This is a genomic window from Nitrosarchaeum koreense MY1 (genome assembly GCF_000220175.1).
In the GTDB taxonomy this organism is placed as follows: domain Archaea; phylum Thermoproteota; class Nitrososphaeria; order Nitrososphaerales; family Nitrosopumilaceae; genus Nitrosarchaeum; species Nitrosarchaeum koreense.
The window spans coordinates 637125-661054 of the sequence record NZ_AFPU01000001.1; the positions used below are offsets into that span (position 1 = coordinate 637125).

Consider the following 23930-nt stretch of genomic DNA (forward strand, 5'->3'; position numbering starts at 1 on the left):
ATTATCTCATTAGAGTATGGTCAAATATGAATTGCCTAGATTGCCTTATGGATATGATGAACTTGAACCATTCATTGATACTCAAACCATGGAAACACACCATCAAAAACATCATCAGGCATATGTTGATGGATTAAACAAAACATTAGCAAAAATTTCAGGAGAGTTTCATCCTCAATACATTACATCTATTCTCTCTGATCTACATACCATTCCTGAATCTGTCCGAAATGACGTATCTTTTTTTGGCGGTGGTTTTGAAAATCATAAATTATTTTGGGAAACAATGACTCCAAAAAATGATGGTGATCCTGGCGGTAAGTTAGGTGATTCAATTGATGTGTACTTTGATAACTTTGAAAATTTTAAAAAAGTATTCTCAAACAAAGCACTGTCTATTGAGGGCAGTGGATGGTGTTGGCTTGTATTTAATCAAACTTTTAATAAAATAGAGATAGTCACTACTGCCAATCAAGACAGTCCTTGGTCAATAAGGAAAATCCCTCTTTTAGGTTTGGATATGTGGGAGCACTCTTACTATCTAAAATATAATAATCGAAAACCTGACTATATTTCAAATTGGTGGAATATAGTGAATTGGGATTATGTTGAAAATCGATTTGCCGAGATAGCTGATTAAGCGGCACTCTTGAAATTTCTTAACGTTTGTTTATTCTGTTTTCAAAAATTCAATAAACGTTTAATGTTATTGTAGAACCACTTATCTCTCTTTATCCGTATATTGCAATATGAGTACTTACATTGTAAAAAAATCTGGCTTGGATGAAGCTAAAATAAAACAAGCATTGGATATGTTGTTGATTGATAGAAGAAATGAATTTCGTGAACTATCTGGTGTCCTCTTAAAGACTGCAAAATCTTCTGAGCATATGCCGTATTCTGAACAATTTGTCTTGAATTTCTGTTTGGATGTAAATGATGCGTTTAAGACCTGGTCTGGACAAATGCCTCTTTCAGTAAGCTCACCTCAAAAAGCACTAACAATTCTAAGACAGCTATCTCGAGATAAAACAACGATGAATCAATTGGCTCATCTCTTGAACATATCTTATACGCTAGCTGACGAATTTCTGGAGATTTATAGACGCTTAAAGTAATTTTTTACTAATCTCCGATTTTCATTTTTATCTTATTGCTAAATCCTGTGATTAAATTTCTAGAATTTTGTCTATCAACAGTTACTCTTAAGTTTGGATTCTGTTAATTCATTGTGATGAAAGACGACTTGGCGACTTGCGAGAATTTCAATGAGCAAGTTTATGCTGTCTTTCATTTTTAACTTTATTTTTATATGTTTTATACGCTTGACAAATTCTTAATTATTGTATTTTTATGAGAAATAATTTTTTCTGGGTTTGGAATGTTTGAATGGTTGTACATCTTTTTCTTTTGTTTAAAAATATTGGAATTTTTTAATGAATTTTAAGAAATTGTCTGAATAAGATTATTTTGTAATATTCTATATGAAAATCATTGAGAAGTGTTCATGAAGATATTGTAAATTTAGAAAAACAAATTCTCCAAACTGAAGATAAACTCTTAGATTGCATCCGAACCGGTTATGTGGGTGGAATTAAAAAGTCATTACATAGTTTAGATTCTGATCTAAAATATCTTAGCATACTTGCAAATGGAGCTCCTATTGACAAAAATGAAGATCGTAAAATCATGGATTTTTTGAGAACTCATTATGAATATTTGCAAAAATTATCAATTCCACATAAATTATCACTCGGAGGATAACATGGATGCTGCAAAACTTTTACAAATAATTATGGATTCTGATGTTAATATTCGACATAGCGTAATTACCGATATAGAAGGAAACATAATTTCAGTAAATCATCGTCCAGGAGTGGTGAATTATTTATCCGAAGATGAGACAGCTGCATCTTTGAAAAGAGCGGCAAGTGCATGGAAAGCAAGAAAACAACTTAGTCCAAAAATTGGAAGAGGACTTTATGCGGTTGCAGCATTTGAAAAAATTACTAGGATCACGTTCCCATTGGGAAATGATCATCTGATCTTTGTAAGTATGGGTTCGGATACTACCCGAATGGATCTTCATGAAGGAGGACAAAAACAAATCATTGAACATGTTTTGAATATTCTGAGTAGAGATCCTACCAAAGCCTAAAAATTTGTACTGTTGATTATTTTCAGCAAAGCTTTTTGCTAGCTGTAAATGAAACCACATCAATGGACTTCATGCTTGAAGAAGAATTATTGGATTTGCTGACTTTCTGTTTGCAGAATCCTGAATCTTCTGAATTAGAAGAAAAGAAAAAAAGAATTACAGAGATTGGTGGAGAATTATTTTCTGATGGTGGAATTGATGCTCTTGAAAATTTTTTCTTTGTGGTAAAAAACAGAATAATTCAAGAAATAGAAAAAGATCCATCTCCACTGCGTTCGCTGTGGAATGGACTAACTCCGGAATGGCATTACTAGTTTAACTTGTTAGTTTCTAGCCTCTACCGATTCTAAAAATGGCTGTGCTGCATTTTGGGCAGGTGCCTTTTAGAGCTGGTTTGCCATTTTTCATGGTGTATGGTTTTGCGCCTTCGATGTCTCTTTTATCTCGGCACTTTACGCAATATCCTATTGTCATATCGTTAATAGGCACGTGGTTCTATTAGCGAGATCTTGTTAATTTTTTTTTACTATGAGGCAAACCTGTGATCTTAATTTATTCACAAACACTGTTTTTTACATTAGTTAATGCTAAGAGTTTGTAATTTACGTATATGTAATTATGATTAACTTGTGATTTTCAAAGATACTTGTTCAGCTAATGCATCTAATCTTTGCCATGATTTAGTACTTCCTTCTTCTGACACATCCCATACATAAATTTCTGCAGTATATTCACCTGATATTTTTGGTGCCCATGAAAGTGCTGGACTGAAAGTTTGTCCTGGATTAAGTAAACCACTAATCCATCCTATTGTTATGATTACCCCGTTTTGATTTTTAACTTGAACAATATACACAAATGTTTGAGTTTTATCTTGATTATTTTTAACATCAGCTGTGATCTGAATTTGCTGATTTACATTGATCTGATTTGATATTTGAGATCCAAATGAATTTACAAGTCTGGGGTTTGTGATATCTACTCTGTCTAATGGTTCTATTGCAAATGCGGGATTGATGAAAATAGTAAACATTAACAAAATTGAAAAAGTGACTCCTAACTGCTTTATCATAATTTTCTGGCAATTATTTTGTTAATAAAGCATTTCTACACTATTCTTGATTTGTTTGGTTTACTTTTAGTTATGTTATGTGTTTTTTATTATCTGGTATTTTGAGTAGTGGCTTTATTTCTATGACTAGCAATTAAATCTTGATCCTATAGTAATCCCATCTTTCTGGATCAAATCTTGTGACAAACTCAGCATTCTCTTTATCAACCCTTGATGTTATTACGTCTCTTAAGGCAAAACTGGTAAGATACTTGTATTTTTTAGCATGAGCCTGCATGATAAACATGTGGCGCATTTCACTTCCTCCTTTTAGTCCCCAATATCCCATTTTTAATGCCAGAGGCTCCAAGAATATTGTATTGTTTAATCCGTAATTTTCATCTCTTATCTCTGGTCTTAATCTATAATTTTCCAAAGGTCCTCCCTTTGCAAATCCTACTATTTCTCCATGACAATCATTTAATCTTAAAGTGTTGAGAATTATGTTCTGATCTTTTACTGATTCTTCAAAATTGTCTCTTGCAAATTGTAATGGTTTTGGCAGTTCTAAAAATATTGAAAATAAAGTCTTCATAAACTCTGGATCTTTTCTAGTATCGATCTTTTCAATCGTTGGAACTAATTTTAGATTATCATAAGTATAGTTTGCTTGTATTGAGATCTCTTGTTGCCTAATATTCATAAATGCTAATACTGTATCAAAAAAATTCTTTCTCATGTTCGTTGGCAATGACTCTAAAATGAATCTACACATCTCAGTTTCTTTATTTAATAATTCTTCAAAATACGCTACGGAGCTTCTTACAATGAGTGATGGTCTCCATGCTAAAGCATGTGCATTCATTTTTGCCATCTCCATAGCTTTTGAAAAATTTCCTAATGCATAACCACTAATTCTGTCTACTACTGAAAGATACCATCCTAGATTCATAAAATGCTCTTGTTTTGATTGATTGTCTCTTGTTAATGGTGAATTTTTAAAACATTCTTTGATCTGTTTTTCTGCATTTTCCCTAAGTGTTCCACTCCATGGATATGTTGTTCTAAGAATTAACACTTTGATTATTTCAATGTCTAATTTTGCATCATCTAATAATTTTCTTAATTTTTTATCTGATGAAATAAATCTCAAAACATTTTCTTCATGTGGTTTGTCTACGCTTTTTTGAGGATCAAAGTCATGAAATAAAGCTGCAGCATAAAGATACTTCAAATCATCCTTGGCGAATCTTTTTGAAGTGTTGTTTAGATTTGCAGATAAAAGGGCAACATGAGTTACTTCTAATTCATGATTGATGTTGTGATAGCCGTAATAATCACTTCCTAATCCTTGCGTCTCAAATAACTCGATGGTATAGTCTAGCATCTCAGTAAAGCAATCTTGGTCCATGCCGCTTTCTACAATCAGGCTCAAAATCTCATTACGCATGGTGTGTGAGTTTACAAGCTCTTGCAATAGATACTGATTCTAATTGTTGTTTTTAAAGAATACTCTAATCTTATTGAAAATTTCTTTTATCTTTATGACGATTTTTGAAAAATCATTATTTTTGCGAAAGACTCAATAGAATTATCAATTTTTTTGATTTTGTTGTCTGTTAACTTGGATTTGCTTGAATCTCTTATGAGTATTAATGAAAAGCAATCACTTGACTATGCCTTGCATATTGATAATATGACATATGCTTTGACTGACGTATCTATTGTGAATTCTCCTACTCCTGTTAATGCTCCTACAACTAGAGGTGGAGTCTATTTTTCAGATACATTTGCATATAAAATCAAAGGAACAATAAATGATTTAACAATAATTCCATTATTGTCAAAAACCATGCTAGGCCCAAATACAGAATTTCGTGAAATTAAAATTACTACCCAAATCATTTATGATGGCAAAAAATTATCATTGTCATTATTTACAAATTTGACAAATAGTGTTCAAAGCTCGTCTAAAATTGAATTAAATATGATTTTGGTAAAACTGGAATCTTCTTAATCTTTGTTTAGATGTATATCGTATTTTTTTCGTAATTCTTCGTTTGATAATATCTCATATGCTTTATTGATTTGAACCATTGCTTCATCTGATTTTTCTTCTTTGTTTTTGTCTGGATGTATCTTTTTTGCCATTATCCTGTATTGTTTTTTTATCTCTTCAAGTGTTGCATTATGTGAAACATCTAATATTTTATAATAATCCGGCAATGATGGGTCCTGTAATAATCTTCTGAATTCTTTGTCCTCCTTTGAGTTTTTTCTGGTTCCTATCTCTTCATAATCGTCAGACCAATCAGAATGATATTTCTCGTATGTTTTATCATTCTTTGAATCAAATTCTTTGTCGTCATATGTGGTCTTCTTTCTTAAGATTATGTCTCTTGCAAGATATATGAAAAGCCCAATTACTGCTATTGCAAAACCTGAAAATAAAATAATTTTCTGCTCATCTGTAACATCTAATTCCATTTGCAATTTTTTCTCTGTATCGTCTATCTGTGCAGATACATTTTGAATCATACATATGAGAATTATACTTGATATTATGATGCTGACTTTTTTCATTTTTATGCTAGTCTAAAGTCTTCTTTTGCAGTATTTAGAACTACGTGAGTTATGGTATTTTCTATATTTTGGATTGATGCTATTCCTTTTACAAACTCGCTTAACTCGTTACGCGATTTGAATTTTGCAATAACTAGGGTATCTGTATTCCCTGTAATGTCATACACTCCACAGACATTTTCTATCTTTGCTAGCTCCGTTTCAATGTCTATGATTTTGTCTTTTTTTGCAATAATCTCAATTATTGCAGTTAATGTATAGCCTAATTTTTCATGGTCTATTAATGCTGTATATCCTTTGATCACTTTTTCTTTTTCAAGTTTTTTAATTCTAGATAATATTGTGACCGTGGACATTCCAAGTTTTAACCCAAGTTGTCTTGCAGATAATCTTGCGTCAACCAATAAATTTTTAAGAATTCTTTCATCGTTTTTATCTAAATTCAAGTATCTTCTATATTTTAAAAATATATTTAAATTTTAGCTAATTTATTTAATACATGTTTAATTTTCTTAATTTTTGATACGTTTTGAGGTAATTTTCCAGTTCAAACTTAAAGCAAAGAGATTGTATTTCTGATACAGTGGAAATCAAGGAACTTGTTTTAAAAGGTCAGGCCTCTTTAAACTCTGGAAATTTTGAAGAGTCTTTGGGTTATTTTGAGCAAGCATTACTTTTGAATCAAGATGACCCTGACTTGTGGAATTTTAAGGCTGTAGCCTTACGCAGTTTAGGTCGTTACGAAGAAGCACTGGAATGCTTTAACAAATCCCTGAAACTTGATCCTAGAGATAAGCACGCATCATGATTTAGTTTCTATTTGGTTTTTATTGTTTTTAAAATAATGCGATCTTCTGAACCGGGCTTACGAATAAGCAAAAATAAATAATTCCCTATTTCCTACTAGTTATTATATCGAAGCAATAAGGAATACTATCATGGTTTTACAGTCTGTTAATGCTGATAATTGTCCCCGATGCGCAAAAAACGCATTACTTACTGATGATGTAACTGGTGAAAGATTTTGCGGAAAATGTGGCTATGTTATTTCTGAAAAATCTCAAGAATCAGGACCTGAATGGAGATCATTTACGCAAGATGAACATGGAAACAAAGCTCGAGCCGGTGCTCCGACTTCTCTTACTATGCACGATATGGGATTATCCACAATCATTAATCCTATGAATAAAGATGCGTCTGGCAAACCTCTAACGGCATCAATGAAAAGTACCATTGAGCGATTAAGAACATGGGATAGTAGAAGTCAAGTTCACGAGTCAGTTGACAGAAATCTTAGACAAGCATTAAGCGAACTAAACAGATTAAAAGATAAACTTGCACTCTCTGATGCTGTAATTGAAAAGGCAGCTTACATTTACCGAAAAGCAATTGAGAAAAAACTAGTACGTGGAAGATCAATATCTGCAATGATTGCATCTGCACTTTATGCTGCATGTAGAGACACCGAAACACCACGAACATTAAATGATGTTGGTGAAGCTGCAAATCTGAAGAAAAAAGATATTGCACGATGTTATCGATTATTGCATCGAGAACTAGATCTAAAGATGCCCGTAGTTGATCCAATCCAATGTGTTGCAAGAATTGCAAGTAGAATTGGAATTACTGAAAAAACAAAACGTTATGCTGCTAAAGTTCTAAAAATATCTCAAGAACATGAGGAATCTGCAGGAAAAGATCCGATGGGACTTGCTGCAGCTGCCCTGTATTTGGCATGTGTCAAAAACGGTGAAGACATCACTCAACGTGATATCGCAGAAGCTGCTAGTGTGACTGAAGTTACTATAAGAAATAGATACAAAGGTCTAAAATTAGATCAAAATATGGAACTATAAAATAATTCTTCAAACAATCTTCTAATCAATTTTGCAAATCTGATGATCGTATCTAATAAACAACTTTAAATCTATAATTTTTGGCATTTTTTCTAATTGAAGATTCCAGAAATCATTCAAAATGCAAGTGAGTTCGGACTCAAAATTAACAAGTTAGATGATTTGGACGAGGAGATTCTAGACGATATGCATCAATCGGTATTAGAATACAAAGAAAAGAGACACTCACTGCACACAATTGATTATTTGTGGTAAACGATACTTTGAGTTTATTTGCTATTTTTCTGCAGTTCTTGTATTTTTAATTCTAGCTCTTTTATTTTATTTCTTAATTCTATGTTTTCATCTCTTAGAACATCTCTCTCTTTTGTGAGTATTTCGTTAAGATCCATTAATTTTCTTTTTAATCATATTCAATTAAAGATTTGGCAATCCGATAGTAAGAAATTAAAAAAATAATCAGTATGATCAAAAGGGGAAATTTCTGATCATACTGATTTTGTTACATGCGAAGTCATTTTTTGGGCATTGTTTCCTGGTGCTGGCATTTTGTCTGTTGGGGAAACTTTCAAATTTGCAAGTTTTACAATTATCGGCAGCATCCTTGCAGGAACCGCTACTACAATAATTCCTAAGGAAATTGTTGGTTTTTCTGTTTGAAGAGATTTCATGTAACTTCAAATGTTTTAAAATTTTTTTGATTAAAACCTTTGATTAAATTTGGATTTAACTAATTGTATTAAATACTAATTTTGAAATGGTTTTAATTCTTTTTTGAACAATTAATGTGGAATCTTAGCTAGCTCGGACTCAATCTATATTATTGATAAAGTGTTATCAAAGATGTCATGAGTAAAGAATTGGATAAAATGATGTCTCAAGCTTATGAGTATTGTGAGGATGGCAATTTTTCTGAAGCTCTAAAATTATATGATTTAGCATTAAAACAAGATCCAAAAAACATCAACGTCATAATTGACAAAGGTGTGACACTGCAAAATTTGGGTAGAATAAAACAGGCCATAAAATATTATGACAAGGCATTATCAATTGACCCAAAAAACATCAACGCCTTGGTAAACAAGGGAGCATCATTACATACAATTGAAAATTATTTTGATGCGATTAGCTGTTATGATTCTGCTCTTAAAATTGATAAAAAATGTGCTATGGCTTTAGCATACAAAGGACTGTCATTGGGAGAATTGGGAAATCTTCCTGACGCACTAAAGCATTTCAAGAAAGCACTTTCAATTGATCATGATTATGATCTTGCAAATATTAGCAAAGAAATGGTGCAAGAATTACTCAAATCAATCAAACAACAAAAAGCTAAAACACGGTAACATCGCCAGGTGCAGGCTCTCGTTTATTGTTATTTTCATGCGATTCAAAAAATTCTCTGTGTTCTGTATTTTGATGTTCTCTAAGCTTCTCAATGTTTTCAAATCCCATGTGGCACAAGTAACATTTTGGCTTGTGTTCATCAATTAACGGAAGTACCATAAAGTGTATGGTTTGTTTGCCTACTTATTTCTTGAGACCTATAGTTAAGGAATATATCCTTTAACAACTGACTTGCTATGTGTTAGACCAACTCATATCTGAATCAAAGGCACTGGATAAAGCAATTTCTGGCGAAGAGCTGACATATGATGATGGTATTGAATTGATGAATTATGATAATTTACATGTATTAGGTGCAGTTGCAGATATTACAAGAAAAAAATTAGTTGGCGATACCGTGACATTTGCGGCATCATATTACATGAATTACACAAATGTTTGCGCAGCTAGCTGTCAAATGTGTGCATTTTATAGAAAAGATGGAGCAGAAGACGCATACACCCTAACCCCAGAGCAAATAGAACAACGTGTTGGAATTGCCAAATCAATGGGTGCAACCGAAGTTCACATCGTAGGTGGATTTCATCCGACACTTCCTTTAGAGTATTATGAAGACATGATGAGAGTTATCAAGAAAAACCATCCTCAATTAAACATCAAAGCACTTACTGCTGCTGAAATTTTCTTTTTGTCTAAACTTACAAAAAATTCTGTAAAGGAAGTACTTTCCCGTCTTAAATCTGCAGGTCTTGATTCCATGCCCGGAGGAGGTGCCGAGTTATTCCATCCTGAAATCAGGGGAAAGATTGTTCGAGGTAAATGTACTGGCCAGGAATTTTTAGATACTATAGAACAGGCCCACAATCTTGGAATCAAAAGTAATGTAACTATGCTTTATGGTCATATAGAAAAGCCATCCCATATCATTGATCACCTGATAAAAATTCGTGAATTACAAAAAAAGACAAATGGATTCATCACCCTGATTCCACTAAAATTCAGTTTGGATAATACTGAACTTGAACAGCAGCATCTTGTTAATCATGAATGCTCTTCTGTGTATGATTTGAGAATTATTGCATTGTCTAGATTGATGCTTGCAAATGTTTTGAACAACATCTCGGTATATTGGGTAGCATATGGCAAGAAACTTGCACAAGTTGCACTGTCTAATGGTGGAAATGACTTGGTAGGAACTGCATTCTCTGAGGAGATCTATCGTGCAGCTGGAAAACCTACAACATCATCTGTTGAAGAGTTAGCTACGACTGTAAAAGAGATTGGACGAAATCCTGCACAACGTGACAGCTTTTTTAATGTTATAAGAAAATTCTAATTTCATTATCTAAAGTGTTTTTTTATCGATTCAACCTTATCTTCCATTTTTACTTGTTTGTCTTTTCTTGAATCGATCTTTAAAATAATCTCTACTCTATTTACCCCTAGATTGTGGACCACTTCCATGATTGTTTTACTTGCTTCGTAAATCTTATCGATACTTTCTGATTCTAAAACAGTTCCCATAGGATTAATTTCATATTTTATTTCCTTTATGTTTTGGATTGCTTCTATTCCTTTAGCGATGTAGAAACTCACACTGGTTTCACTTGTTCCAATTGGATAAACGCTAATCTCTGCATGAATCAATGTCTTGTAATGATACTTTTGGAATTAAAATGTTTGAAGTTTATGATGCTGGCTTTTTTTCTTCCTTTTTGATATTTCCTTTGTTTTTTCTTCTTGCTCCAAAACTAATTAAAATCAGCAAAAAACCGACACCAATTAAAATTCCTGCAAGTGTGGTCATGTCTTGATTTTCTTGCTGTTTTGTCAGCAAATCCACAATCTCTTCTTCACTCATCCCTGTTTGTCCTACAGGCATTGTTGCGTTGAGGTTTACTACAATGATGACGCCAACTACTACCATTGCAATTCCTGCTGTGAATATTTTTTTGTCTATTAACATCTTTTCAATAAAAGTTAATTTTTATCATATATTAGGTAATTGGATAATTTGTGATTTTGCCATCTAGTTTTTTAATTAAATTAATTTTGGGACAAATATGTAGATGATGGCAATAATCTCCATTCTTCCAAAAATCATTAGAAATGAGAAAAGTATTTTGGCATTAGGATCAGTATCGATGTCAATTATCCCAGTTGATAGTCCTCCAGTTGTAATTATTCCTGTAGATTCTAAAAATGCATCTTGAAAATTCGCTTCATATGCAGTTGTCATGTATATTGCACTCATTGATGCAATTAATGGAAATAATGCAATTATGATTATTGTTGAAGTTAGCTCTTTTTTTGCTTGTGGAGTTAACTCAGAACGTAATTTTTTATTTATTAATTTTTTAATGTCTTTTAGATGCATGAATCTGAATATCTTGATTCCGCCCGCAGTTGAAAACCCACAACCTCCAATTAACATCAAGATGATCAAAATTACATGTGCTGGCACATTAAATGTGGATAAATCATCCATCTGAAATCCTGCAGTGGTGCTAGCTGATACTGTATAAAATATCCCTGTCAGCGGGTCCAACCCACTAAGTCCTATAAACAAAAGTATGGCACTACTTAAAATTGTAAAATATACTAAAACTTCCTTTCCAAGTTTTGGTGCCAAGAATTTCTTTTTTACCAATGCATAGTGAAAAGTAAATGGAAGCGCACCTAGTATCATGCCTCCAATCAAAGTTAATTTTTCTTGCCATATCAGATTATCCAGAATTGTTGAATTTGGAACGAATCCTCCTGTTGCTATTGTACTCATAGCTAATGAAAAATTGTCTATAATGTTTCTTTCGCCAAACAAGTATAGTAAAATCGCAACAATGAAAATGTACAGAATAAAAATTATAGTTATGGTTGCAAATAGCTCTCTCATATGAAGTGTCTTTCCGGAAATAAAACCTCGCATGGATTGTAGCTTTGATTCTGGATAAAATGCCGTAATTATCAAGTAGATGAAACTCATTCCTCCTACAAGCTGTGTGAAACTTCGATAAAATGTAAAACTTTGAGGAAGGTCTTCTGGATAATCAAATAGTGATATGCCTCCAGTGGTAAATCCTGCTGCACTTGAAAAAAATGCGCTAGCAAATACCTCATAACTTGATCCTTCATGCGGAATAATGTACAGATATGGTATAGTTCCAAACAATGTCAGTACTAAAAGACTTGAGACTACAAGAATGGATGCTTGGTGAAGATTAAGACTTGCCTTTTCACCATAAGAGTTCAGAAAGAACCCTACCACCAACAACAGAACCGTTGTGAGATAAATTCCTGTGGCAGTTACAGTTTCCCCTAGTATGGTTGATAATATTGCAGGTACGATAAGCAAAACGCCTGCAAACTGTAACACAAATCCAAGATTTCCTAAAATTGCCTTTACTGGAGGACTGAAAAGCCTAGGCGCAGTAGCAGTGGCATCTCTAATTACATTTGCAATGGTTCCTTGGTAGATAATCCCGATAACTTCGTTTTTCTTTGTTACGATTGGAAGTTTTCTAATGTCATGATCTCGCATTTTGTGTAGTGCATCTTGAAGAGTTGATTTTTCATTAATTGTGATTAGGGGTGTGGCCATTATTTCTTTTAAAAATGTAAATTCCGCATTTACCGAAGTATCGCCTACTTTGTTAATTATGTCCTCATCAGTTACGATTCCAATTGGTTTGTTGTCGTCATCAATTACGATGATGTCATCTCTTTCATGATGTTGGAGTAATCTTGCAGCTTCTCTGGTGTGAGTATTTTGATTTAACATCAACACATCCTTGTTCATGTAAGCGGTAACGTATTTTGTTAGAACGTACGATATTGATCGTTCTGGATTTGTTGACATCAAGCATTCTGTATTATTTGACATTAAATAATTTGGGGTCAGTAATTCTAGATCTTTGAAACGATGTGCAAATTCAGATCGGCTCTCTTCTAATTTACTGATCTAAATCAAAAATACATCTTGGGCAGTTTTACGCATAAACCCATCCATTTGTCTAATCTGTAATGTTTTTTGCTATTTTTCTTTTAGCGAAAGTTTGTACTCTTTGTATTCTGTTATTGACTCGTTAAGATTTTTCAGAGCTAATTCGTCGTCAAAGTCTTTTTCTTTTAGGTCATTAAAACAATTTAGAATACTCTCTTTTAGAACGACAATCATTCTTTTATCGTCGCAATGCATGCTGTTAGTTATCTGCGTTAAATTTATGCTTGTTCAATTAGAAAATCAGTTTATCAAAATGTCAGTGTAATGATAATTACTATGATGCTTCCTATGAGGCCAATTAATGCAAGTTTACTGTTTTTGGTCCATCCTTTTTTTACTGATACAATTCCCATTTTTCCTTCTTCAATTTAACTAAAATTAAACCTTGGTTCAAAAACAACCTTATCGATAGATGGCTCTATGCTGAAGATTCTGTTATTCTATTAATCGTACTTTTGATGATGGTTTCAGTGTCTCTCCAAATGAATATGGGGGTTTTGGAATTACCGGTAAGACTGAGACGTTCTCTCCTATCATTTTTTGAATGTCCTTGTCGTAAACTGACAATGTTTTACAACTTGGACAAAACCATCCACGGCCTTTAATGAAACTACAGCACTCAATAATTATTTTAAAGCCACAAGCAGGACACTTGCCTGGTTCCTTGTCAATATACTTCACATACTCAAAGACTATGCGCTCTACGCTCATGATACTAGATCAAAGTCACTGATTTTTTAAATTATGTGTTGATTGACTTGACTTGCAAGTGGTATTCTTGATATCTGCTATTCATAATTGAGAAAGGGTTTATCAGGCGTCAATGCGTTATTTAAATGACTTTTCTATGCGTGCCATTTACAAAAAAGAGACTCATGAGGATCCCGAATCTGAAAATAACACCTATTCTAATTTTACATTAAATCGAGATACGGAATTTTGTTGCGAGCAATTCAAAACTCTATGCAAAAAATTTACTGTTTGGAATTATGAACAAGGGAAATTTGCAATAGTGAATAAAATTACATATGAAGGACATTCAGTACAACCAATTGATTTTTGTCCATTTTGCGGTGAAAAAATAGAATATGAAGATGAAAACAATCTTAAAAAAATAAAGAAAAAGAAAGTAAAGGAATTCTAAATAATTTTATTACTTGTAGATGATATTCTTTATTGACAGCTTGCGTTTTGATTGCTAACTAGTTTTGGCGCTTCTGAATTTCCCCATTTTATTTTGCCCCATAATCTTTCATGGAAATAATAGATTATAGTTGCTAAGACGTTGAAAATTATTGTTATGAATGAGGTTTCATAGATGTTGTTAGTTGAAAACCATAGTAAAGTAAACAACAGAACTGTAATTGACCCTCTGTATAGTGCTGTCTTGGCCAGAGTTCTTTTTTTACTATCCATGTATTCTATTTGATTGATATGATAATCAGGTTGGTGTTGTATTCTAATGCATACGACATCCTTTTAAGATTGAATTAAAGCGATTCAAAAGTATGTTTTTGTAATGTATTTTTAATGAATTTTAAAAAACCTGAACAGTTCTAATTTGAAACACTGAGGCTGTCTCTTTTTGAACTAAGATTGGCTACCTCTTCTTTGAGTTTTTCAAAGAATTTTTCAATCATTTCTAATCCTGCTACAATTCTTGGGGCGTTTGTTTTTGCAAACTCTAATCTTTCAGCACTAGTTTTTGGTTTCTGTTTTTTATAATTTTCATAAACTTTTGCACCGTCATAGTCCACATATGCTATCCTTGCGCTATAGTCCGTTCTTTCCAATACGAGGCTATCTCCGCCAACAATTGCTGTGTGATATGGATGAACAATCAATGCTTCTGATAGTTTTTGTGATGTGTTGATCTTCATTGCTTGTAATTCTGGTGCATAGTGATTAAAATCTGCCAAAAGATAAAACGTCGCTTCAGGTTTTGTAACCTTTACTCCTTCAATCTTTGATAATTCATTGTAAACATACTCTCCCATAATTTTGTGAATGTTTCTTGTAATTTCAAAATACTCGTTTATCTCATCGCTAATTTCAAACCCTTTAACTGCTGCATATTGAATTGGAGTTGATACTGCAGTATACTCTGTAGCAAGTATTTTTTTAAATTGTATTTTAAGATCTAAAGCGTGTTGTGGAAATATCACATAACCCAATCTGTATCCTCCGGCTGCATGTGATTTTGATAATCCGTTTGTAACAAATGTACCCTCAGGATAAATTTTTCCCATGCTGACAAATTTGGTAAAGTCATAAGTTGTCTGTGCATAAATTTCATCAGAGATAACTGCTATTGATTGCTCTCTGCATACATCTGCAATCTCTTCTAGCTCTAATCTGTTGTAAAGTAACCCTGTTGGATTGTTTGGATTGTTTAGTATCAGAACCTTTTGTCTGTCATGCAGTCTTAGTGCAAGTTTTCTAAGATCACTTGGTGAAATTTTTTGATTTGCTTGCGTTGGCAGCATGTGAAAATTTTTCTTTAACAATCTAATTTGAGGTAAATATCCAAGCCAAGCAGGCGTTGGTAAAATTACAGTTCCGTGTAAAATTTCAAGTAAATTGAATATCAGTTCTTTTGTTCCTGGTCCTACATAGATTCTCTTTGGATCAATATCCATTGAAAAATAATGCTTGTTGTATTTTGCAATTGCTTCTCTTAATTCTGGAATTCCTTGAACTGCAGCGTATGTTCCTTTATCTGCATTTTTTATCAGCGCATCTTGCATGATTTTTGGTACAGGAAATGGGGACTGGCCAAACGCAAATCCATAAAATCCAAAACTGCATTCTGAATGAGGACAGTCTGAGTGAAATTCCTGCAAAAATGTGTTTAATTTTAGATTTTCAGGTAATTCAATGTCTTCAACTTGCTGGTCTACAACAAATCTCATGATTACTGTATTTTTTACTCAAATATTAGTGTCATTGGCATTTTCATTGAATTTGAGATAATTTGCTAAAATATTTTTTAGAATTTATTTTACAAATAATTAAATTCTAAAATCCCTCTGGAGGTTTTTGAACAAACACATTGCACACAAGCGCATCTGTCTTTGAATCTCTGTATTGTACATTGCATGAGACAAATTTTCCTGTTAATGCCATTTCCAAATCTGTCTTTGTTGTTTCTTTGTATTCTGGCTCATCTGGATTGTCAATCTTTGCAATGATTATTCTTTCAGTCTTTGCATATTCGTCTTTGTTGTCTTTACGAAAATGTGTTACAAGCATCTCAAATGTATTATTTGACAGACATCCAATCACAGGTCCGCCTATTCCATCTCCCATTGTATTATGAAATTTTTTGTAATATAATTACTTGATGGCTATACTGAGTCCAAATTCCGGAATCAAGTTTTTTTGTTTTGCCATCTCAAAGAGTCTTCTAATTGACTCTTCTCCTTTGTCTCCCATATTTACGGTGACATTGTTTACGTACATTTTTACAAATTTCTCAATTAACTCTCTTGGTTTTCCTCTGCTATATTGCATTGCATAATCTAATGCCGCATCAAGATTATCTAGTCCATATTGAATCGATTCTTGCAGATATCTGTCAAATTTATGAATGGTGTCCATTCCCAAACTTGTCTTCATAACGTTGATTCCTAATGGAACTGGTAATCCACCGGTTTCTTTATCCCACCACTCTCCAACGTCTACGATTTTGATATTTCCTTCTTGTTGGTATGATAATTGGGTCTCATGAATTACTAATCCCGCATCTACTTTTCCATCTCTTACTGCCTCTGGAATATCGCTAAAGTTCATTTCAACATAATCAAACTTGCCTATCATCAGCTGAAGCAACAAGAATGCTGATGTCATTTTTCCCGGTATTGCAATTTTGCATTTTTTAATTTCGTCTAATGTCATCTGCTTTTTTGCAGTAACTATCGGACCATACCTTATTCCAAAACTCCCGCCGCTTCTCAAAATAGTATATCCTGGAATGTAAGCACATGCATGAACTGATACTGCAGTAACATCAAGCTCTGGGTTGGTGGCTTTTCTGTTTAGCTTTTCAATATCTTCAATGACATGCTTTACTGTAAAATCTGGTGATACAACTTTGCCTGTAAACATTCCATAAAACATGAATGCGTCATCTGAATCTGGAGTGTGTCCTACAGAAATTTCCACGTTTTATTCCTTAACAGTCGTTATAAAAATCAAAACTAGATCGTTTTTCTAATATGTGGCAATTGTTTTACAATTTTTGTGAAAACAGTAGAAGCATATGAAAAAGATGTTTTTAACCAAACCAAGTTTTTAGAGACATTTTGTCCGCAAAAACCTCTGTCTAAAATACAGCAAAAAAATGTCATATTTTCTGGCACTGGTGATTCTTTTGTATCTGCAATACTGGCAGAGATATTTTCCAATTATCAAGTAAGGTCATTTGATCCGCTTGATTTGCTAAAAAACAAAACCATTGCAAAAAATAAAACCGTCTATTTTGTTTCAGTGTCTGGAAATACTATATCAAACATCAAGGCTGCAAAAATTGCAAAAAAATCAATTGCTATCACATCTAGACCTCAAAGTAGACTGGCAAAAGCATGTAATGATTCCATAATAATGAAATCTTCTACATCTAATGTCTTTACTGCAGGAAGTATTACCTTTTTGGAAACTGCCTTGACTTGTATTTCACTGGTTACATCTTTATCCATTCCAAAAAATCCTCAAATTTTTAAAAAAGCATTATCTGATGCAAAAAAATCAAAAACTGGAAAGCGAATCTTTGTTTTAGGTTCAGAATACACATATCCAATTGCAATGTATTGTGCTGCAAAGTTTTATGAGATTTTAGGATATGATGTTCATTTTCAGAGAATAGAGCAGTTTTCACATATGGAATTGTTTTGTATCAATAAAGGCGATACTGTGATAATCTTTGACGAAAAAAATTCTCACAACAAACAGCTTGCAAAAAATTTGAAAAGCGTTGGATTAAATGTAATTCATCCTCCTTTTGAATCAAAAGACAAGATTTCTCAGTTTCTTTACTATGTGTATTTGTCTCAATTACTTCCTCTTTTTGAGGCTAAAAAGCAAGGAAAAAAAGATTGTCATTTTATTTTAGCAAAAAAATTTCGTAACGCAAGTAATCAAATGATCTACTGATCTATTTTGCTCATAAGATTTAATAGCTGAATAATTGGGTTTGCGAATATGGCAAAATTCAAGTCAACGACTGAAGTCTTGAGAATCATCAAGAATAAAGAACAGATTCGAAACTTTAGTGTAATCGCTCACGTTGATCACGGAAAGACTACGATGAGTGACAGCCTGTTGGCAGCTTCTGGAATTATTGCTCCATCTGCAGCTGGAAAGGCACTTGCAATGGACTTTGATAAAGAGGAGCAAGAAAGAGGAATTACAATTTACCAAGCAAACGTAACTTTACACTTTACACAAAAAGACAAAGAATTTGTCATTAACATGATCGATACACCTGGACACGTGGATTTCAGTGGAAGGGTAATTCGTAGTCTTAGGGCAATCGATGGCGCAACTGTAGTCTGTGATGCAGTAGAGGGAATCATGACACAGACAGAGACTGTAACAAGAATGGCACTTGAAGAAAGAGTAAGACCAGTTTTATTTATCAACAAAGTAGACAGATTAATCAAAGAATTACGTTTGACACCAGAAAAAATGCAAGAGACACTTGCAGGTGTAGTATCTAGCTTTAACCAACTTATTGACACTTATGCTGAACCTGAATACAAAGACAAATGGAAAGTATCAATCCAGGATGCCAGTGTCACATTTGGTTCTGCCAAAGACAAATGGGCATTTAACGTAGATATCATGAAAGAGAAAGGCATCACATTCAAAGATGTCATTGATGCTTACAAAAATGAAAAAGTAGAAGACTTGGTAGCACGAGCTCCCTTAGCTGATGCCGTATTGGGAATGGTAGTAAAGCATGTCCCACCACCACACGTTGCTCAAAAGTACAGAATTCCACAAATTTGGAAAGGTGATCTTGAATCTGATATTGGTAAGGCACTCTTGGCATGCAGTGATGACGGACCCACAATCATGATGGTCGTCAACATGGTTTTGGATCCTGCAGCAGGTCCTGTTGCAATTGGTAGATTGTTTTCTGGAACAATAAAGGACGGACAAACAGTAAACATCATTGATGCAAAAAGAGAAGGCAGAGTTCAATCTGTAAACTTTTTCATGGGAAACCAAAGAGAACAAGTTGGTGAGCTTGGTGCAGGAAACATTCCGGCATTATTAGGATTAACTGAAGCTAGAGCAGGAAATACAATCTCATCTATCAAAGGAATTCCAATGTTTGAAGGAGTCAAGTATGTGTCAGAACCTGTTGTGCAAGTTGCAATAGAACCAAAACATCCAAAGGACTTGCCAAAACTTGTCGAGGTTCTCAAACAACTAACAATTGAAGATCCTAACCTTGTAGTAAAAATCGATGAAGAATCTGGCGAAACACTAGTAGCTGGAATGGGTGTGTTACACCTTGATGTTGCAACACATAGAATTCAAGACGCCAAAGTAGAAATCATAACATCAGAGCCACTTATCAATTACAGAGAAACCGTCAAAGGAACATGTGAACCTATCATGTCAAAATCTCCAAACAGACACAACAAGATTTTCATGAAAGTAGAACCATTGGAGCCAGCAATTGCACACATGCTTAGAACTGGTGAAATCAGCGACATGAAAGACAAGAAAGTAGTCGCTGACCTTCTAAAGGGCGCAGGATGGGATACTGATACAATTAAGAGAATTATGAAACTAGACCCACGTGGAAATGTAATGATCAACGGAACAAAAGGTGTCCAGTTTATTCAAGAGTCAACTGACTCTATTAACTCTGGATTTGAGGAAGTAATGAAAGAAGGTCCACTCTGCAAAGAGCAGATGAGGGACTGCAAGTTCATCTTTACTCACTTTGTACCTCACGAGGATACAGCACACCGTGGTCTTTCACAACTTGGACCGGCATCTAGACGTGCATGTATGGGTGCTTTACTAACTGCAGGAACTACAATCCTAGAACCAATGCTTGCAATTGAGGTAAGGGTTCCAACTGACTTGGTAGGAAACGTAGCTACAGTTCTTTCTGGTAAACGTGGCAAGGTACTTGACATGCAACAAAAAGGTGCTGCAAGTATTATCGTTGGCGAAATCCCAGCATCTGAAACATTTACACTTTCTGAGGCAATGAGAGGACAAACAGCAGGACGTGCAACATGGAATACATCCTTTAAGGCATGGACTGAATTGCCAAAATCTATTGCTGCAACTGCAATTGCAGAAATCAGAAAGAGAAAAGGATTGGCACCAAATCCTCCTGGAATCGAAGAATACATCGATAGAGAATAAAAAGGGAATCCCCCCTCCGTACGCACAATTTTGTGATACTAACTATCGTTATGATGAATTATGTTTTGTCGGAGAATTGTTATAACGAAAATTATGTTACAAAAATATTGTGAAACCTATAATCGTTATTGGAATTTTAATTGTCGGAATAATTGGCGCAGTAGCTGTTTTTGCATCAATTCCACCTAATACTTGGCAAGACAATCGAACTACATTTCAAGGAGACACAAAACCAGATGAGAATAAAGAAAGAATTGATTGCATGTCAAGAGGTGGAGAATGGGATGGAAGTTGCAGTATTGAGAAAATAACTCCAAAACCCCAAAAAACAGTATTTGGAACTTGTGCTGGAACTTTGCCCTGTATGGTATTGACCGTCTCTGAAATTATTGATGGAGATACAATCTATGCTGATCATCACAAAATCAGATTATCACTAACTAACACTCCTGAGAAAGGAGAACTGGGATTCCAAGAGGCGACATTATTTACTGCAATGCATTGTCCTGTGGGAAGTACCATTCTAGTTGACCAAGATGACTTGCAACCAGTGGACATCTATGGTAGAATACTTGGCAAGGTGTACTGTGAAGATGGAGTGATAAATGAAATGCTGTTATCTAATGGTTATGCCAATATCTTGACTCAATACTGCGATACCAGTGAATTTAGTGGGGAATATTGGGCTCAGAATTATGGGTGTAAGCAATTACCAAAATCTACACAAATTCCTAAAGCAATTCCAGAAACACCAGTGACACCATCACCCTCACTGAAAAATGATTGTGACCCTTCATATCCTGATTTTTGTATCCCTTACAGTCCGCCAGACTTGGATTGTAAAGACATTCCACAAAAAAGATTTACTGTTTTGCCTCCAGATCCACATCGATTTGATGTTGATAATGATGGGATTGGATGCGAGTCTTGACATTTGATTTTTCATGACTCTCAAAGGTCAAAAAAACCACTACAACATAAAATTCCTAAAAGGTTACGGTCACTCCATTTCTGTTAAAGATTCAAAAATTAATCATTCAAATTGGAGATGACTCTTTCAAGATCTTGTTTTTCATATCTCAGACTCTTTGCAGTTGTGCCTTCTTGTAGAGTCAGTGAGAATTTCTGCAACATTGATTTATTTTCTTTAGAGATTTTAGATGTCAAAATAACTTCATTTAGAGTTTTAGACTGTTGAGATAATATGGTGATATCTATCTTGTCTGTGTTTTTTGCTAAAGAAATTTTACTAGTCAGTTCATTCTTAATTTTATCTAAAATTTTAGTTAAGGAAAGATCAGATTCCATACAATACTAGTTGTTTACTAGTTAATTAATCTAAGACATTCGGAAATTCAAGAAATGTCAGAATAGAAAGATGAACTTTTTTCATGAATTCTTCATTGTTGTTCTGTGAATCATGCAATCTGAATTAATCTAGTTTTTATCATTCTAAAAATAATTATAACATTATTTGATTCTAATTGAATTTTAGTTGAGATTATAATTTACCCAAAAAGGGAAAGATTATTTTTCTGTTTTAACCGGTTCTTCTTTTTTAACTTCTTTTTTTGGATCATTGCCTACAGTTATTGTGGCAGATGTATCGGTCTTGATTTTTTCTTGATTTTCCATGTCTATATAGATATCACACCTAATATATATTCAGTTATAAAATTTATAGAAAAATTAAAAATATATAGATATTTAGGCATAAAATAAAAAAATAAACTTTAACGTGAATAAAATAGAATAATAGGTTATTGAATGATAATGCTAATTTACGAACGAAAAGAGTTTAGAATCTAATCTTTTTTCTCTTTATCATTTTCTGTCTTCATTTTTCTGTTGCTTTCATTATCTGTCCACGTTTATACTCGTTGTAATACCCAATACACGCATTAAGCTCTTTTAAGAAATCCTTATCTTCAAAATCTCCCTTTTCCAAATCTACCCAATACGTAAGAATATCCTGTTTCAATAATGCCAGCGTTTTTTCTTGCATGATTGTTGTTAGTTTACCTAGCATACATACTTAAGGATAAAATGATTTTAGTCACGAAAAGAGTTTAGAATCTGATTTCAATCCCTGTTCTCTAATTGTACCCATTCTTGTTCAGGATTCTCTAATTGGTTCCATTTGCCTTGAATTATTTTTATTATGCTTTTTTTATTTTTTATAAACTCTATACATTTTTAGAAAATCTTGATAATCATGGGAACAATGGAGTGCGTTTCTGAAGAATTAAAATTCTAAATGCTAAGAAAATTTATCTAAAAGAATCCCATATAATACTAGGTATGAAAGAGGCAGATGTAAAGGAAGCACTGGAGATGCTTGCAACTTGGGCTGACGTCACAAGGACAAAAATTGCCGAGCTTCAAGAAGCACTAAGAAATATCACATCACTTGTTGAGATGCGACGATACGAATCGCTACTAAATAATGAATTAAACGACATCAAAAACATCGAGCGTCTTATCCAATTAATTCAGTCTGACTAGCCAAACCCTTAAGTTTGTTCCATTATTCCATGTCCTATTGAGTGAACCACAACGAAGATCAAAGGTATGGTATGTCTTGCCAATTATTTTTGGAATTATTGGAGGTCTAGTTTCATACTTTATTGTAAAGAAAGAAGATCCAAAATTAGGAAAAAACTGTCTCATTGTTGGCGTTATTCATTTTATCATCGATGTCACTATTGGAATTATCATGATGATGTTTTCTGAATCTGTTCATTTAATGTAATTTTTAACAATTGCAAAATCTTTAAGTCCAGAATTTTCCAAAAATTAGTAAATTGGATTTTGAAAATGATTTAGAGGCATTGCAGACTGCTATTTCTGAGACAGAGCAAAGAATCAAAAATCTTGAGAAACATAAGGAATCTGTAACCAAAGAACTTGAAGAGTCTAACTCTGATGCCTTGGCTGAAACTCTAAGAAGACTAGAACGTAACTTGGATGATCTGCATAAAAAACTGGCATTTTTAATTTCAGAAAGAGACTCTAAAAACAAAGACATGATTTAGTTTGTATTTTCGTAACGTTTATGAAAATATGAAAACCTAAAACAACATGTCAAACATTGATCTGATAAAAAAATTCTATGACGCTTTTAAAAATAAAGACACTGAAAAATATCCTCTATTTTGCGATGAAAAAATAGAGTGGATAACAATGGATGGAATGCCAAACGGTGGAAGGTATGTCGGACTAGAAGCAATTTTTGGAGATTATTTTCCTGGCATGCTGAAAAATTTTTCAGAATTTCATGCAGTTACTGAACAGTTTTTGGATGCAGCTGATAACGTTATAGTCATTGGAAGATACCAAGGTATCTCAAAAAAAGGCAACAAGTTTGATATTCCCTTTTCACACGTTTACCAAATAAAAGACAACAAAATCATGCAATTCAGACAATTCACTGACACAAAGAAGATTCACGATTCTCTTGTTTGATTATTGGCAAAGCAATCTCTGTGATGAATAATTGATTCGTAGATAATGATAAATATATGACCTGTATATACTAGGTCG

General features: G+C 33.5%; 38 protein-coding genes. 19 read left to right on the forward strand and 19 right to left on the reverse strand.

Annotated features, from left to right (window positions below):
• The first annotated feature begins 16 nt into the window (after positions 1 to 16).
• The 5 genes from MY1_RS03635 (at position 17) to MY1_RS03655 (ending at position 2472) form a co-directional block, all read left to right on the forward strand.
• On the forward strand, positions 17 to 640 hold the full coding sequence (locus MY1_RS03635; RefSeq protein WP_007550328.1) for a superoxide dismutase: 624 nt from the start codon (positions 17 to 19) through the stop codon (positions 638 to 640).
• Positions 641 to 749: 109 nt separating this feature from the next.
• A complete protein-coding gene (locus tag MY1_RS03640) occupies positions 750 to 1118 on the forward strand; it encodes a hypothetical protein (RefSeq protein WP_007550331.1) in 369 nt (122 codons plus the stop codon).
• A gap of 376 nt (positions 1119 to 1494) precedes the next feature.
• Positions 1495 to 1764 carry a hypothetical protein gene (locus MY1_RS03645; protein ID WP_007550333.1) on the forward strand — a complete coding sequence of 90 codons (270 nt, stop codon included), beginning with the start codon at positions 1495 to 1497 and terminating at the stop codon, positions 1762 to 1764.
• 1 nt (position 1765) lies between these two features.
• Positions 1766 to 2158: a hypothetical protein gene (locus MY1_RS03650; protein ID WP_007550334.1), complete on the forward strand. Its 393-nt coding sequence runs from the start codon at positions 1766 to 1768 to the stop codon at positions 2156 to 2158.
• A gap of 62 nt (positions 2159 to 2220) precedes the next feature.
• Positions 2221 to 2472 (forward strand): hypothetical protein, encoded by a 252-nt coding sequence (locus MY1_RS03655; protein WP_048110389.1) that lies wholly within the window; start codon positions 2221 to 2223, stop codon positions 2470 to 2472.
• 16 nt (positions 2473 to 2488) lie between these two features.
• On the opposite strand, the gene MY1_RS09680 is transcribed toward MY1_RS03655, so the two are convergent.
• From MY1_RS09680 to MY1_RS03665, 3 genes are all read right to left on the reverse strand, one after another.
• Positions 2489 to 2632 carry a DUF5679 domain-containing protein gene (locus MY1_RS09680; RefSeq protein ID WP_007550336.1) on the reverse strand — a complete coding sequence of 48 codons (144 nt, stop codon included), beginning with the start codon at positions 2630 to 2632 and terminating at the stop codon, positions 2489 to 2491.
• A gap of 148 nt (positions 2633 to 2780) precedes the next feature.
• Positions 2781 to 3230: a hypothetical protein gene (locus tag MY1_RS03660; protein WP_048109634.1), complete on the reverse strand. Its 450-nt coding sequence runs from the start codon at positions 3228 to 3230 to the stop codon at positions 2781 to 2783.
• Positions 3231 to 3363: 133 nt separating this feature from the next.
• A complete protein-coding gene (locus MY1_RS03665; RefSeq protein ID WP_048110391.1) occupies positions 3364 to 4659 on the reverse strand; it encodes an HD domain-containing protein in 1296 nt (431 codons plus the stop codon).
• A gap of 195 nt (positions 4660 to 4854) precedes the next feature.
• Between MY1_RS03665 and MY1_RS03670 the strand changes: the two genes are divergently transcribed.
• Positions 4855 to 5226, forward strand: coding sequence for a hypothetical protein (locus MY1_RS03670; RefSeq protein WP_081470670.1), 372 nt, complete (start codon positions 4855 to 4857; stop codon positions 5224 to 5226).
• Here the strand turns inward: MY1_RS03670 and MY1_RS03675 are convergent.
• Complete coding sequence (locus MY1_RS03675) at positions 5223 to 5747, reverse strand: DnaJ domain-containing protein (RefSeq protein WP_007550340.1); 525 nt, start codon at positions 5745 to 5747, stop codon at positions 5223 to 5225. The genes MY1_RS03670 and MY1_RS03675 overlap by 4 nt on opposite strands.
• Positions 5748 to 5794: 47 nt before the next feature.
• Positions 5795 to 6238: an Lrp/AsnC family transcriptional regulator gene (locus MY1_RS03680; protein WP_007550343.1), complete on the reverse strand. Its 444-nt coding sequence runs from the start codon at positions 6236 to 6238 to the stop codon at positions 5795 to 5797.
• Between the two features lie 137 nt (positions 6239 to 6375).
• On the opposite strand from MY1_RS03680, the gene MY1_RS03685 reads away from it, so the two are divergent.
• From MY1_RS03685 to MY1_RS09685, 3 genes are all read left to right on the forward strand, one after another.
• On the forward strand, positions 6376 to 6600 hold the full coding sequence (locus MY1_RS03685) for a tetratricopeptide repeat protein (RefSeq protein WP_007550344.1): 225 nt from the start codon (positions 6376 to 6378) through the stop codon (positions 6598 to 6600).
• Positions 6601 to 6730: 130 nt separating this feature from the next.
• Positions 6731 to 7648 carry a transcription initiation factor IIB gene (locus tag MY1_RS03690; RefSeq protein WP_007550345.1) on the forward strand — a complete coding sequence of 306 codons (918 nt, stop codon included), beginning with the start codon at positions 6731 to 6733 and terminating at the stop codon, positions 7646 to 7648.
• A 96-nt stretch (positions 7649 to 7744) separates the two neighbouring features.
• On the forward strand, positions 7745 to 7903 hold the full coding sequence (locus MY1_RS09685; protein ID WP_007550346.1) for a hypothetical protein: 159 nt from the start codon (positions 7745 to 7747) through the stop codon (positions 7901 to 7903).
• Positions 7904 to 7917: 14 nt separating this feature from the next.
• Here MY1_RS09685 and MY1_RS10095 read toward each other — a convergent pair whose 3' ends face one another.
• Both MY1_RS10095 and MY1_RS03695 read right to left on the reverse strand, forming a co-directional pair.
• Positions 7918 to 8040 carry a hypothetical protein gene (locus tag MY1_RS10095; RefSeq protein WP_007550347.1) on the reverse strand — a complete coding sequence of 41 codons (123 nt, stop codon included), beginning with the start codon at positions 8038 to 8040 and terminating at the stop codon, positions 7918 to 7920.
• 96 nt (positions 8041 to 8136) lie between these two features.
• Positions 8137 to 8319: a hypothetical protein gene (locus MY1_RS03695; protein ID WP_007550348.1), complete on the reverse strand. Its 183-nt coding sequence runs from the start codon at positions 8317 to 8319 to the stop codon at positions 8137 to 8139.
• A 177-nt stretch (positions 8320 to 8496) separates the two neighbouring features.
• On the opposite strand from MY1_RS03695, the gene MY1_RS03700 reads away from it, so the two are divergent.
• The gene (locus MY1_RS03700; RefSeq protein WP_007550349.1) at positions 8497 to 8994 is read left to right on the forward strand and encodes a tetratricopeptide repeat protein; all 498 of its coding nucleotides are present in this window, start codon (positions 8497 to 8499) and stop codon (positions 8992 to 8994) included.
• On the opposite strand, the gene MY1_RS09840 is transcribed toward MY1_RS03700, so the two are convergent.
• The gene (locus MY1_RS09840) at positions 8981 to 9154 is read right to left on the reverse strand and encodes a hypothetical protein (protein WP_192805776.1); all 174 of its coding nucleotides are present in this window, start codon (positions 9152 to 9154) and stop codon (positions 8981 to 8983) included. The two genes, MY1_RS03700 and MY1_RS09840, sit on opposite strands and share 14 nt — an antisense overlap.
• Positions 9155 to 9233: 79 nt before the next feature.
• Between MY1_RS09840 and MY1_RS03705 the strand changes: the two genes are divergently transcribed.
• Entirely contained in the window at positions 9234 to 10331 is a 1098-nt protein-coding gene (locus MY1_RS03705) for a radical SAM protein (protein WP_007550350.1), read from the forward strand.
• Between the two features lie 5 nt (positions 10332 to 10336).
• Here the strand turns inward: MY1_RS03705 and MY1_RS03710 are convergent, their stop codons facing one another.
• The 5 genes from MY1_RS03710 to MY1_RS03725 all read right to left on the reverse strand — a co-directional run bounded on the left by MY1_RS03710 (position 10337) and on the right by MY1_RS03725 (position 13706).
• A complete protein-coding gene (locus MY1_RS03710; RefSeq protein WP_007550351.1) occupies positions 10337 to 10642 on the reverse strand; it encodes an MTH1187 family thiamine-binding protein in 306 nt (101 codons plus the stop codon).
• A gap of 40 nt (positions 10643 to 10682) precedes the next feature.
• Complete coding sequence (locus tag MY1_RS03715) at positions 10683 to 10961, reverse strand: hypothetical protein (protein WP_007550353.1); 279 nt, start codon at positions 10959 to 10961, stop codon at positions 10683 to 10685.
• Positions 10962 to 11036: 75 nt separating this feature from the next.
• A complete protein-coding gene (locus MY1_RS03720; protein ID WP_007550354.1) occupies positions 11037 to 12851 on the reverse strand; it encodes a potassium transporter TrkG in 1815 nt (604 codons plus the stop codon).
• 174 nt (positions 12852 to 13025) lie between these two features.
• The gene (locus MY1_RS09845; protein WP_179364903.1) at positions 13026 to 13190 is read right to left on the reverse strand and encodes a hypothetical protein; all 165 of its coding nucleotides are present in this window, start codon (positions 13188 to 13190) and stop codon (positions 13026 to 13028) included.
• 240 nt (positions 13191 to 13430) lie between these two features.
• Entirely contained in the window at positions 13431 to 13706 is a 276-nt protein-coding gene (locus MY1_RS03725; protein WP_048109645.1) for a hypothetical protein, read from the reverse strand.
• Between the two features lie 112 nt (positions 13707 to 13818).
• Here MY1_RS03725 and MY1_RS03730 point away from each other — a divergent pair, with 112 nt between their 5' ends.
• Positions 13819 to 14139: a hypothetical protein gene (locus MY1_RS03730; RefSeq protein WP_007550358.1), complete on the forward strand. Its 321-nt coding sequence runs from the start codon at positions 13819 to 13821 to the stop codon at positions 14137 to 14139.
• Positions 14140 to 14168: 29 nt separating this feature from the next.
• On the opposite strand, the gene MY1_RS03735 is transcribed toward MY1_RS03730, so the two are convergent.
• The 4 genes from MY1_RS03735 to MY1_RS03750 all read right to left on the reverse strand — a co-directional run bounded on the left by MY1_RS03735 (position 14169) and on the right by MY1_RS03750 (position 17159).
• Positions 14169 to 14411: a DUF2061 domain-containing protein gene (locus tag MY1_RS03735; protein WP_007550359.1), complete on the reverse strand. Its 243-nt coding sequence runs from the start codon at positions 14409 to 14411 to the stop codon at positions 14169 to 14171.
• A 140-nt stretch (positions 14412 to 14551) separates the two neighbouring features.
• Positions 14552 to 15907 carry a pyridoxal phosphate-dependent aminotransferase gene (locus tag MY1_RS03740; RefSeq protein ID WP_007550360.1) on the reverse strand — a complete coding sequence of 452 codons (1356 nt, stop codon included), beginning with the start codon at positions 15905 to 15907 and terminating at the stop codon, positions 14552 to 14554.
• A 106-nt stretch (positions 15908 to 16013) separates the two neighbouring features.
• Entirely contained in the window at positions 16014 to 16304 is a 291-nt protein-coding gene (locus MY1_RS03745) for a hypothetical protein (RefSeq protein ID WP_007550361.1), read from the reverse strand.
• Positions 16305 to 16331: 27 nt separating this feature from the next.
• Positions 16332 to 17159 carry an MqnA/MqnD/SBP family protein gene (locus tag MY1_RS03750; RefSeq protein ID WP_007550362.1) on the reverse strand — a complete coding sequence of 276 codons (828 nt, stop codon included), beginning with the start codon at positions 17157 to 17159 and terminating at the stop codon, positions 16332 to 16334.
• Positions 17160 to 17237: 78 nt separating this feature from the next.
• Here MY1_RS03750 and MY1_RS03755 point away from each other — a divergent pair, with 78 nt between their 5' ends.
• From MY1_RS03755 to MY1_RS03765, 3 genes are all read left to right on the forward strand, one after another.
• Positions 17238 to 18146 carry an SIS domain-containing protein gene (locus MY1_RS03755; RefSeq protein ID WP_007550363.1) on the forward strand — a complete coding sequence of 303 codons (909 nt, stop codon included), beginning with the start codon at positions 17238 to 17240 and terminating at the stop codon, positions 18144 to 18146.
• A gap of 48 nt (positions 18147 to 18194) precedes the next feature.
• Positions 18195 to 20387, forward strand: coding sequence for an elongation factor EF-2 (locus tag MY1_RS03760; protein WP_048109649.1), 2193 nt, complete (start codon positions 18195 to 18197; stop codon positions 20385 to 20387).
• 109 nt (positions 20388 to 20496) lie between these two features.
• Positions 20497 to 21318, forward strand: coding sequence for a thermonuclease family protein (locus MY1_RS03765; protein WP_007550366.1), 822 nt, complete (start codon positions 20497 to 20499; stop codon positions 21316 to 21318).
• A gap of 98 nt (positions 21319 to 21416) precedes the next feature.
• Here MY1_RS03765 and MY1_RS03770 read toward each other — a convergent pair whose 3' ends face one another.
• Positions 21417 to 21695, reverse strand: a complete 279-nt coding sequence (locus tag MY1_RS03770; RefSeq protein WP_007550367.1) for a hypothetical protein — start codon at positions 21693 to 21695, stop codon at positions 21417 to 21419.
• Between the two features lie 529 nt (positions 21696 to 22224).
• Positions 22225 to 22416: a hypothetical protein gene (locus MY1_RS03775; protein ID WP_007550368.1), complete on the reverse strand. Its 192-nt coding sequence runs from the start codon at positions 22414 to 22416 to the stop codon at positions 22225 to 22227.
• A gap of 272 nt (positions 22417 to 22688) precedes the next feature.
• On the opposite strand from MY1_RS03775, the gene MY1_RS03780 reads away from it, so the two are divergent.
• The 4 genes from MY1_RS03780 to MY1_RS03795 are packed head-to-tail and all read left to right on the forward strand — an operon-like array spanning position 22689 to position 23852.
• Entirely contained in the window at positions 22689 to 22892 is a 204-nt protein-coding gene (locus tag MY1_RS03780; protein ID WP_007550369.1) for a hypothetical protein, read from the forward strand.
• A 37-nt stretch (positions 22893 to 22929) separates the two neighbouring features.
• Positions 22930 to 23139 (forward strand): hypothetical protein, encoded by a 210-nt coding sequence (locus MY1_RS03785; protein ID WP_048109651.1) that lies wholly within the window; start codon positions 22930 to 22932, stop codon positions 23137 to 23139.
• A gap of 52 nt (positions 23140 to 23191) precedes the next feature.
• Positions 23192 to 23422 (forward strand): hypothetical protein, encoded by a 231-nt coding sequence (locus MY1_RS03790; protein ID WP_007550371.1) that lies wholly within the window; start codon positions 23192 to 23194, stop codon positions 23420 to 23422.
• 46 nt (positions 23423 to 23468) lie between these two features.
• Positions 23469 to 23852, forward strand: a complete 384-nt coding sequence (locus tag MY1_RS03795) for a nuclear transport factor 2 family protein (protein WP_007550372.1) — start codon at positions 23469 to 23471, stop codon at positions 23850 to 23852.
• The last annotated feature ends 78 nt before the right edge of the window (positions 23853 to 23930 follow it).

Excerpts from the sequence above, each read along its gene's own strand:
- MY1_RS03795 (WP_007550372.1), top strand. The coding sequence starts at position 23,469 with ATGTCAAACATTGATCTGATAAAAAAATTCTATGACGCTTTTAAAAAT.
- MY1_RS10095 (WP_007550347.1), bottom strand. The coding sequence starts at position 8,040 with ATGGATCTTAACGAAATACTCACAAAAGAGAGAGATGTTCTAAGAGAT.
- MY1_RS09845 (WP_179364903.1), bottom strand. The coding sequence starts at position 13,190 with ATGCATTGCGACGATAAAAGAATGATTGTCGTTCTAAAAGAGAGTATT.
- MY1_RS03690 (WP_007550345.1), top strand. The coding sequence starts at position 6,731 with ATGGTTTTACAGTCTGTTAATGCTGATAATTGTCCCCGATGCGCAAAA.
- MY1_RS03760 (WP_048109649.1), top strand. The coding sequence starts at position 18,195 with ATGGCAAAATTCAAGTCAACGACTGAAGTCTTGAGAATCATCAAGAAT.
- MY1_RS03725 (WP_048109645.1), bottom strand. The coding sequence starts at position 13,706 with ATGAGCGTAGAGCGCATAGTCTTTGAGTATGTGAAGTATATTGACAAG.
- MY1_RS03730 (WP_007550358.1), top strand. The coding sequence starts at position 13,819 with ATGCGTTATTTAAATGACTTTTCTATGCGTGCCATTTACAAAAAAGAG.
- MY1_RS03720 (WP_007550354.1), bottom strand. The coding sequence starts at position 12,851 with ATGTCAACAAATCCAGAACGATCAATATCGTACGTTCTAACAAAATAC.
- MY1_RS03670 (WP_081470670.1), top strand. The coding sequence starts at position 4,855 with ATGAGTATTAATGAAAAGCAATCACTTGACTATGCCTTGCATATTGAT.
- MY1_RS03640 (WP_007550331.1), top strand. The coding sequence starts at position 750 with ATGAGTACTTACATTGTAAAAAAATCTGGCTTGGATGAAGCTAAAATA.
- MY1_RS03665 (WP_048110391.1), bottom strand. The coding sequence starts at position 4,659 with ATGCGTAATGAGATTTTGAGCCTGATTGTAGAAAGCGGCATGGACCAA.
- MY1_RS03695 (WP_007550348.1), bottom strand. The coding sequence starts at position 8,319 with ATGAAATCTCTTCAAACAGAAAAACCAACAATTTCCTTAGGAATTATT.
- MY1_RS09680 (WP_007550336.1), bottom strand. The coding sequence starts at position 2,632 with ATGACAATAGGATATTGCGTAAAGTGCCGAGATAAAAGAGACATCGAA.
- MY1_RS03700 (WP_007550349.1), top strand. The coding sequence starts at position 8,497 with ATGAGTAAAGAATTGGATAAAATGATGTCTCAAGCTTATGAGTATTGT.
- MY1_RS03775 (WP_007550368.1), bottom strand. The coding sequence starts at position 22,416 with ATGCTAGGTAAACTAACAACAATCATGCAAGAAAAAACGCTGGCATTA.
- MY1_RS03740 (WP_007550360.1), bottom strand. The coding sequence starts at position 15,907 with ATGAGATTTGTTGTAGACCAGCAAGTTGAAGACATTGAATTACCTGAA.
- MY1_RS09840 (WP_192805776.1), bottom strand. The coding sequence starts at position 9,154 with ATGGTACTTCCGTTAATTGATGAACACAAGCCAAAATGTTACTTGTGC.
- MY1_RS03635 (WP_007550328.1), top strand. The coding sequence starts at position 17 with ATGGTCAAATATGAATTGCCTAGATTGCCTTATGGATATGATGAACTT.
- MY1_RS03715 (WP_007550353.1), bottom strand. The coding sequence starts at position 10,961 with ATGTTAATAGACAAAAAAATATTCACAGCAGGAATTGCAATGGTAGTA.
- MY1_RS03735 (WP_007550359.1), bottom strand. The coding sequence starts at position 14,411 with ATGGATAGTAAAAAAAGAACTCTGGCCAAGACAGCACTATACAGAGGG.
- MY1_RS03655 (WP_048110389.1), top strand. The coding sequence starts at position 2,221 with ATGGACTTCATGCTTGAAGAAGAATTATTGGATTTGCTGACTTTCTGT.
- MY1_RS03770 (WP_007550367.1), bottom strand. The coding sequence starts at position 21,695 with ATGGAATCTGATCTTTCCTTAACTAAAATTTTAGATAAAATTAAGAAT.
- MY1_RS03650 (WP_007550334.1), top strand. The coding sequence starts at position 1,766 with ATGGATGCTGCAAAACTTTTACAAATAATTATGGATTCTGATGTTAAT.
- MY1_RS03675 (WP_007550340.1), bottom strand. The coding sequence starts at position 5,747 with ATGATTCAAAATGTATCTGCACAGATAGACGATACAGAGAAAAAATTG.
- MY1_RS03745 (WP_007550361.1), bottom strand. The coding sequence starts at position 16,304 with ATGGGAGATGGAATAGGCGGACCTGTGATTGGATGTCTGTCAAATAAT.
- MY1_RS03660 (WP_048109634.1), bottom strand. The coding sequence starts at position 3,230 with ATGATAAAGCAGTTAGGAGTCACTTTTTCAATTTTGTTAATGTTTACT.
- MY1_RS03780 (WP_007550369.1), top strand. The coding sequence starts at position 22,689 with ATGAAAGAGGCAGATGTAAAGGAAGCACTGGAGATGCTTGCAACTTGG.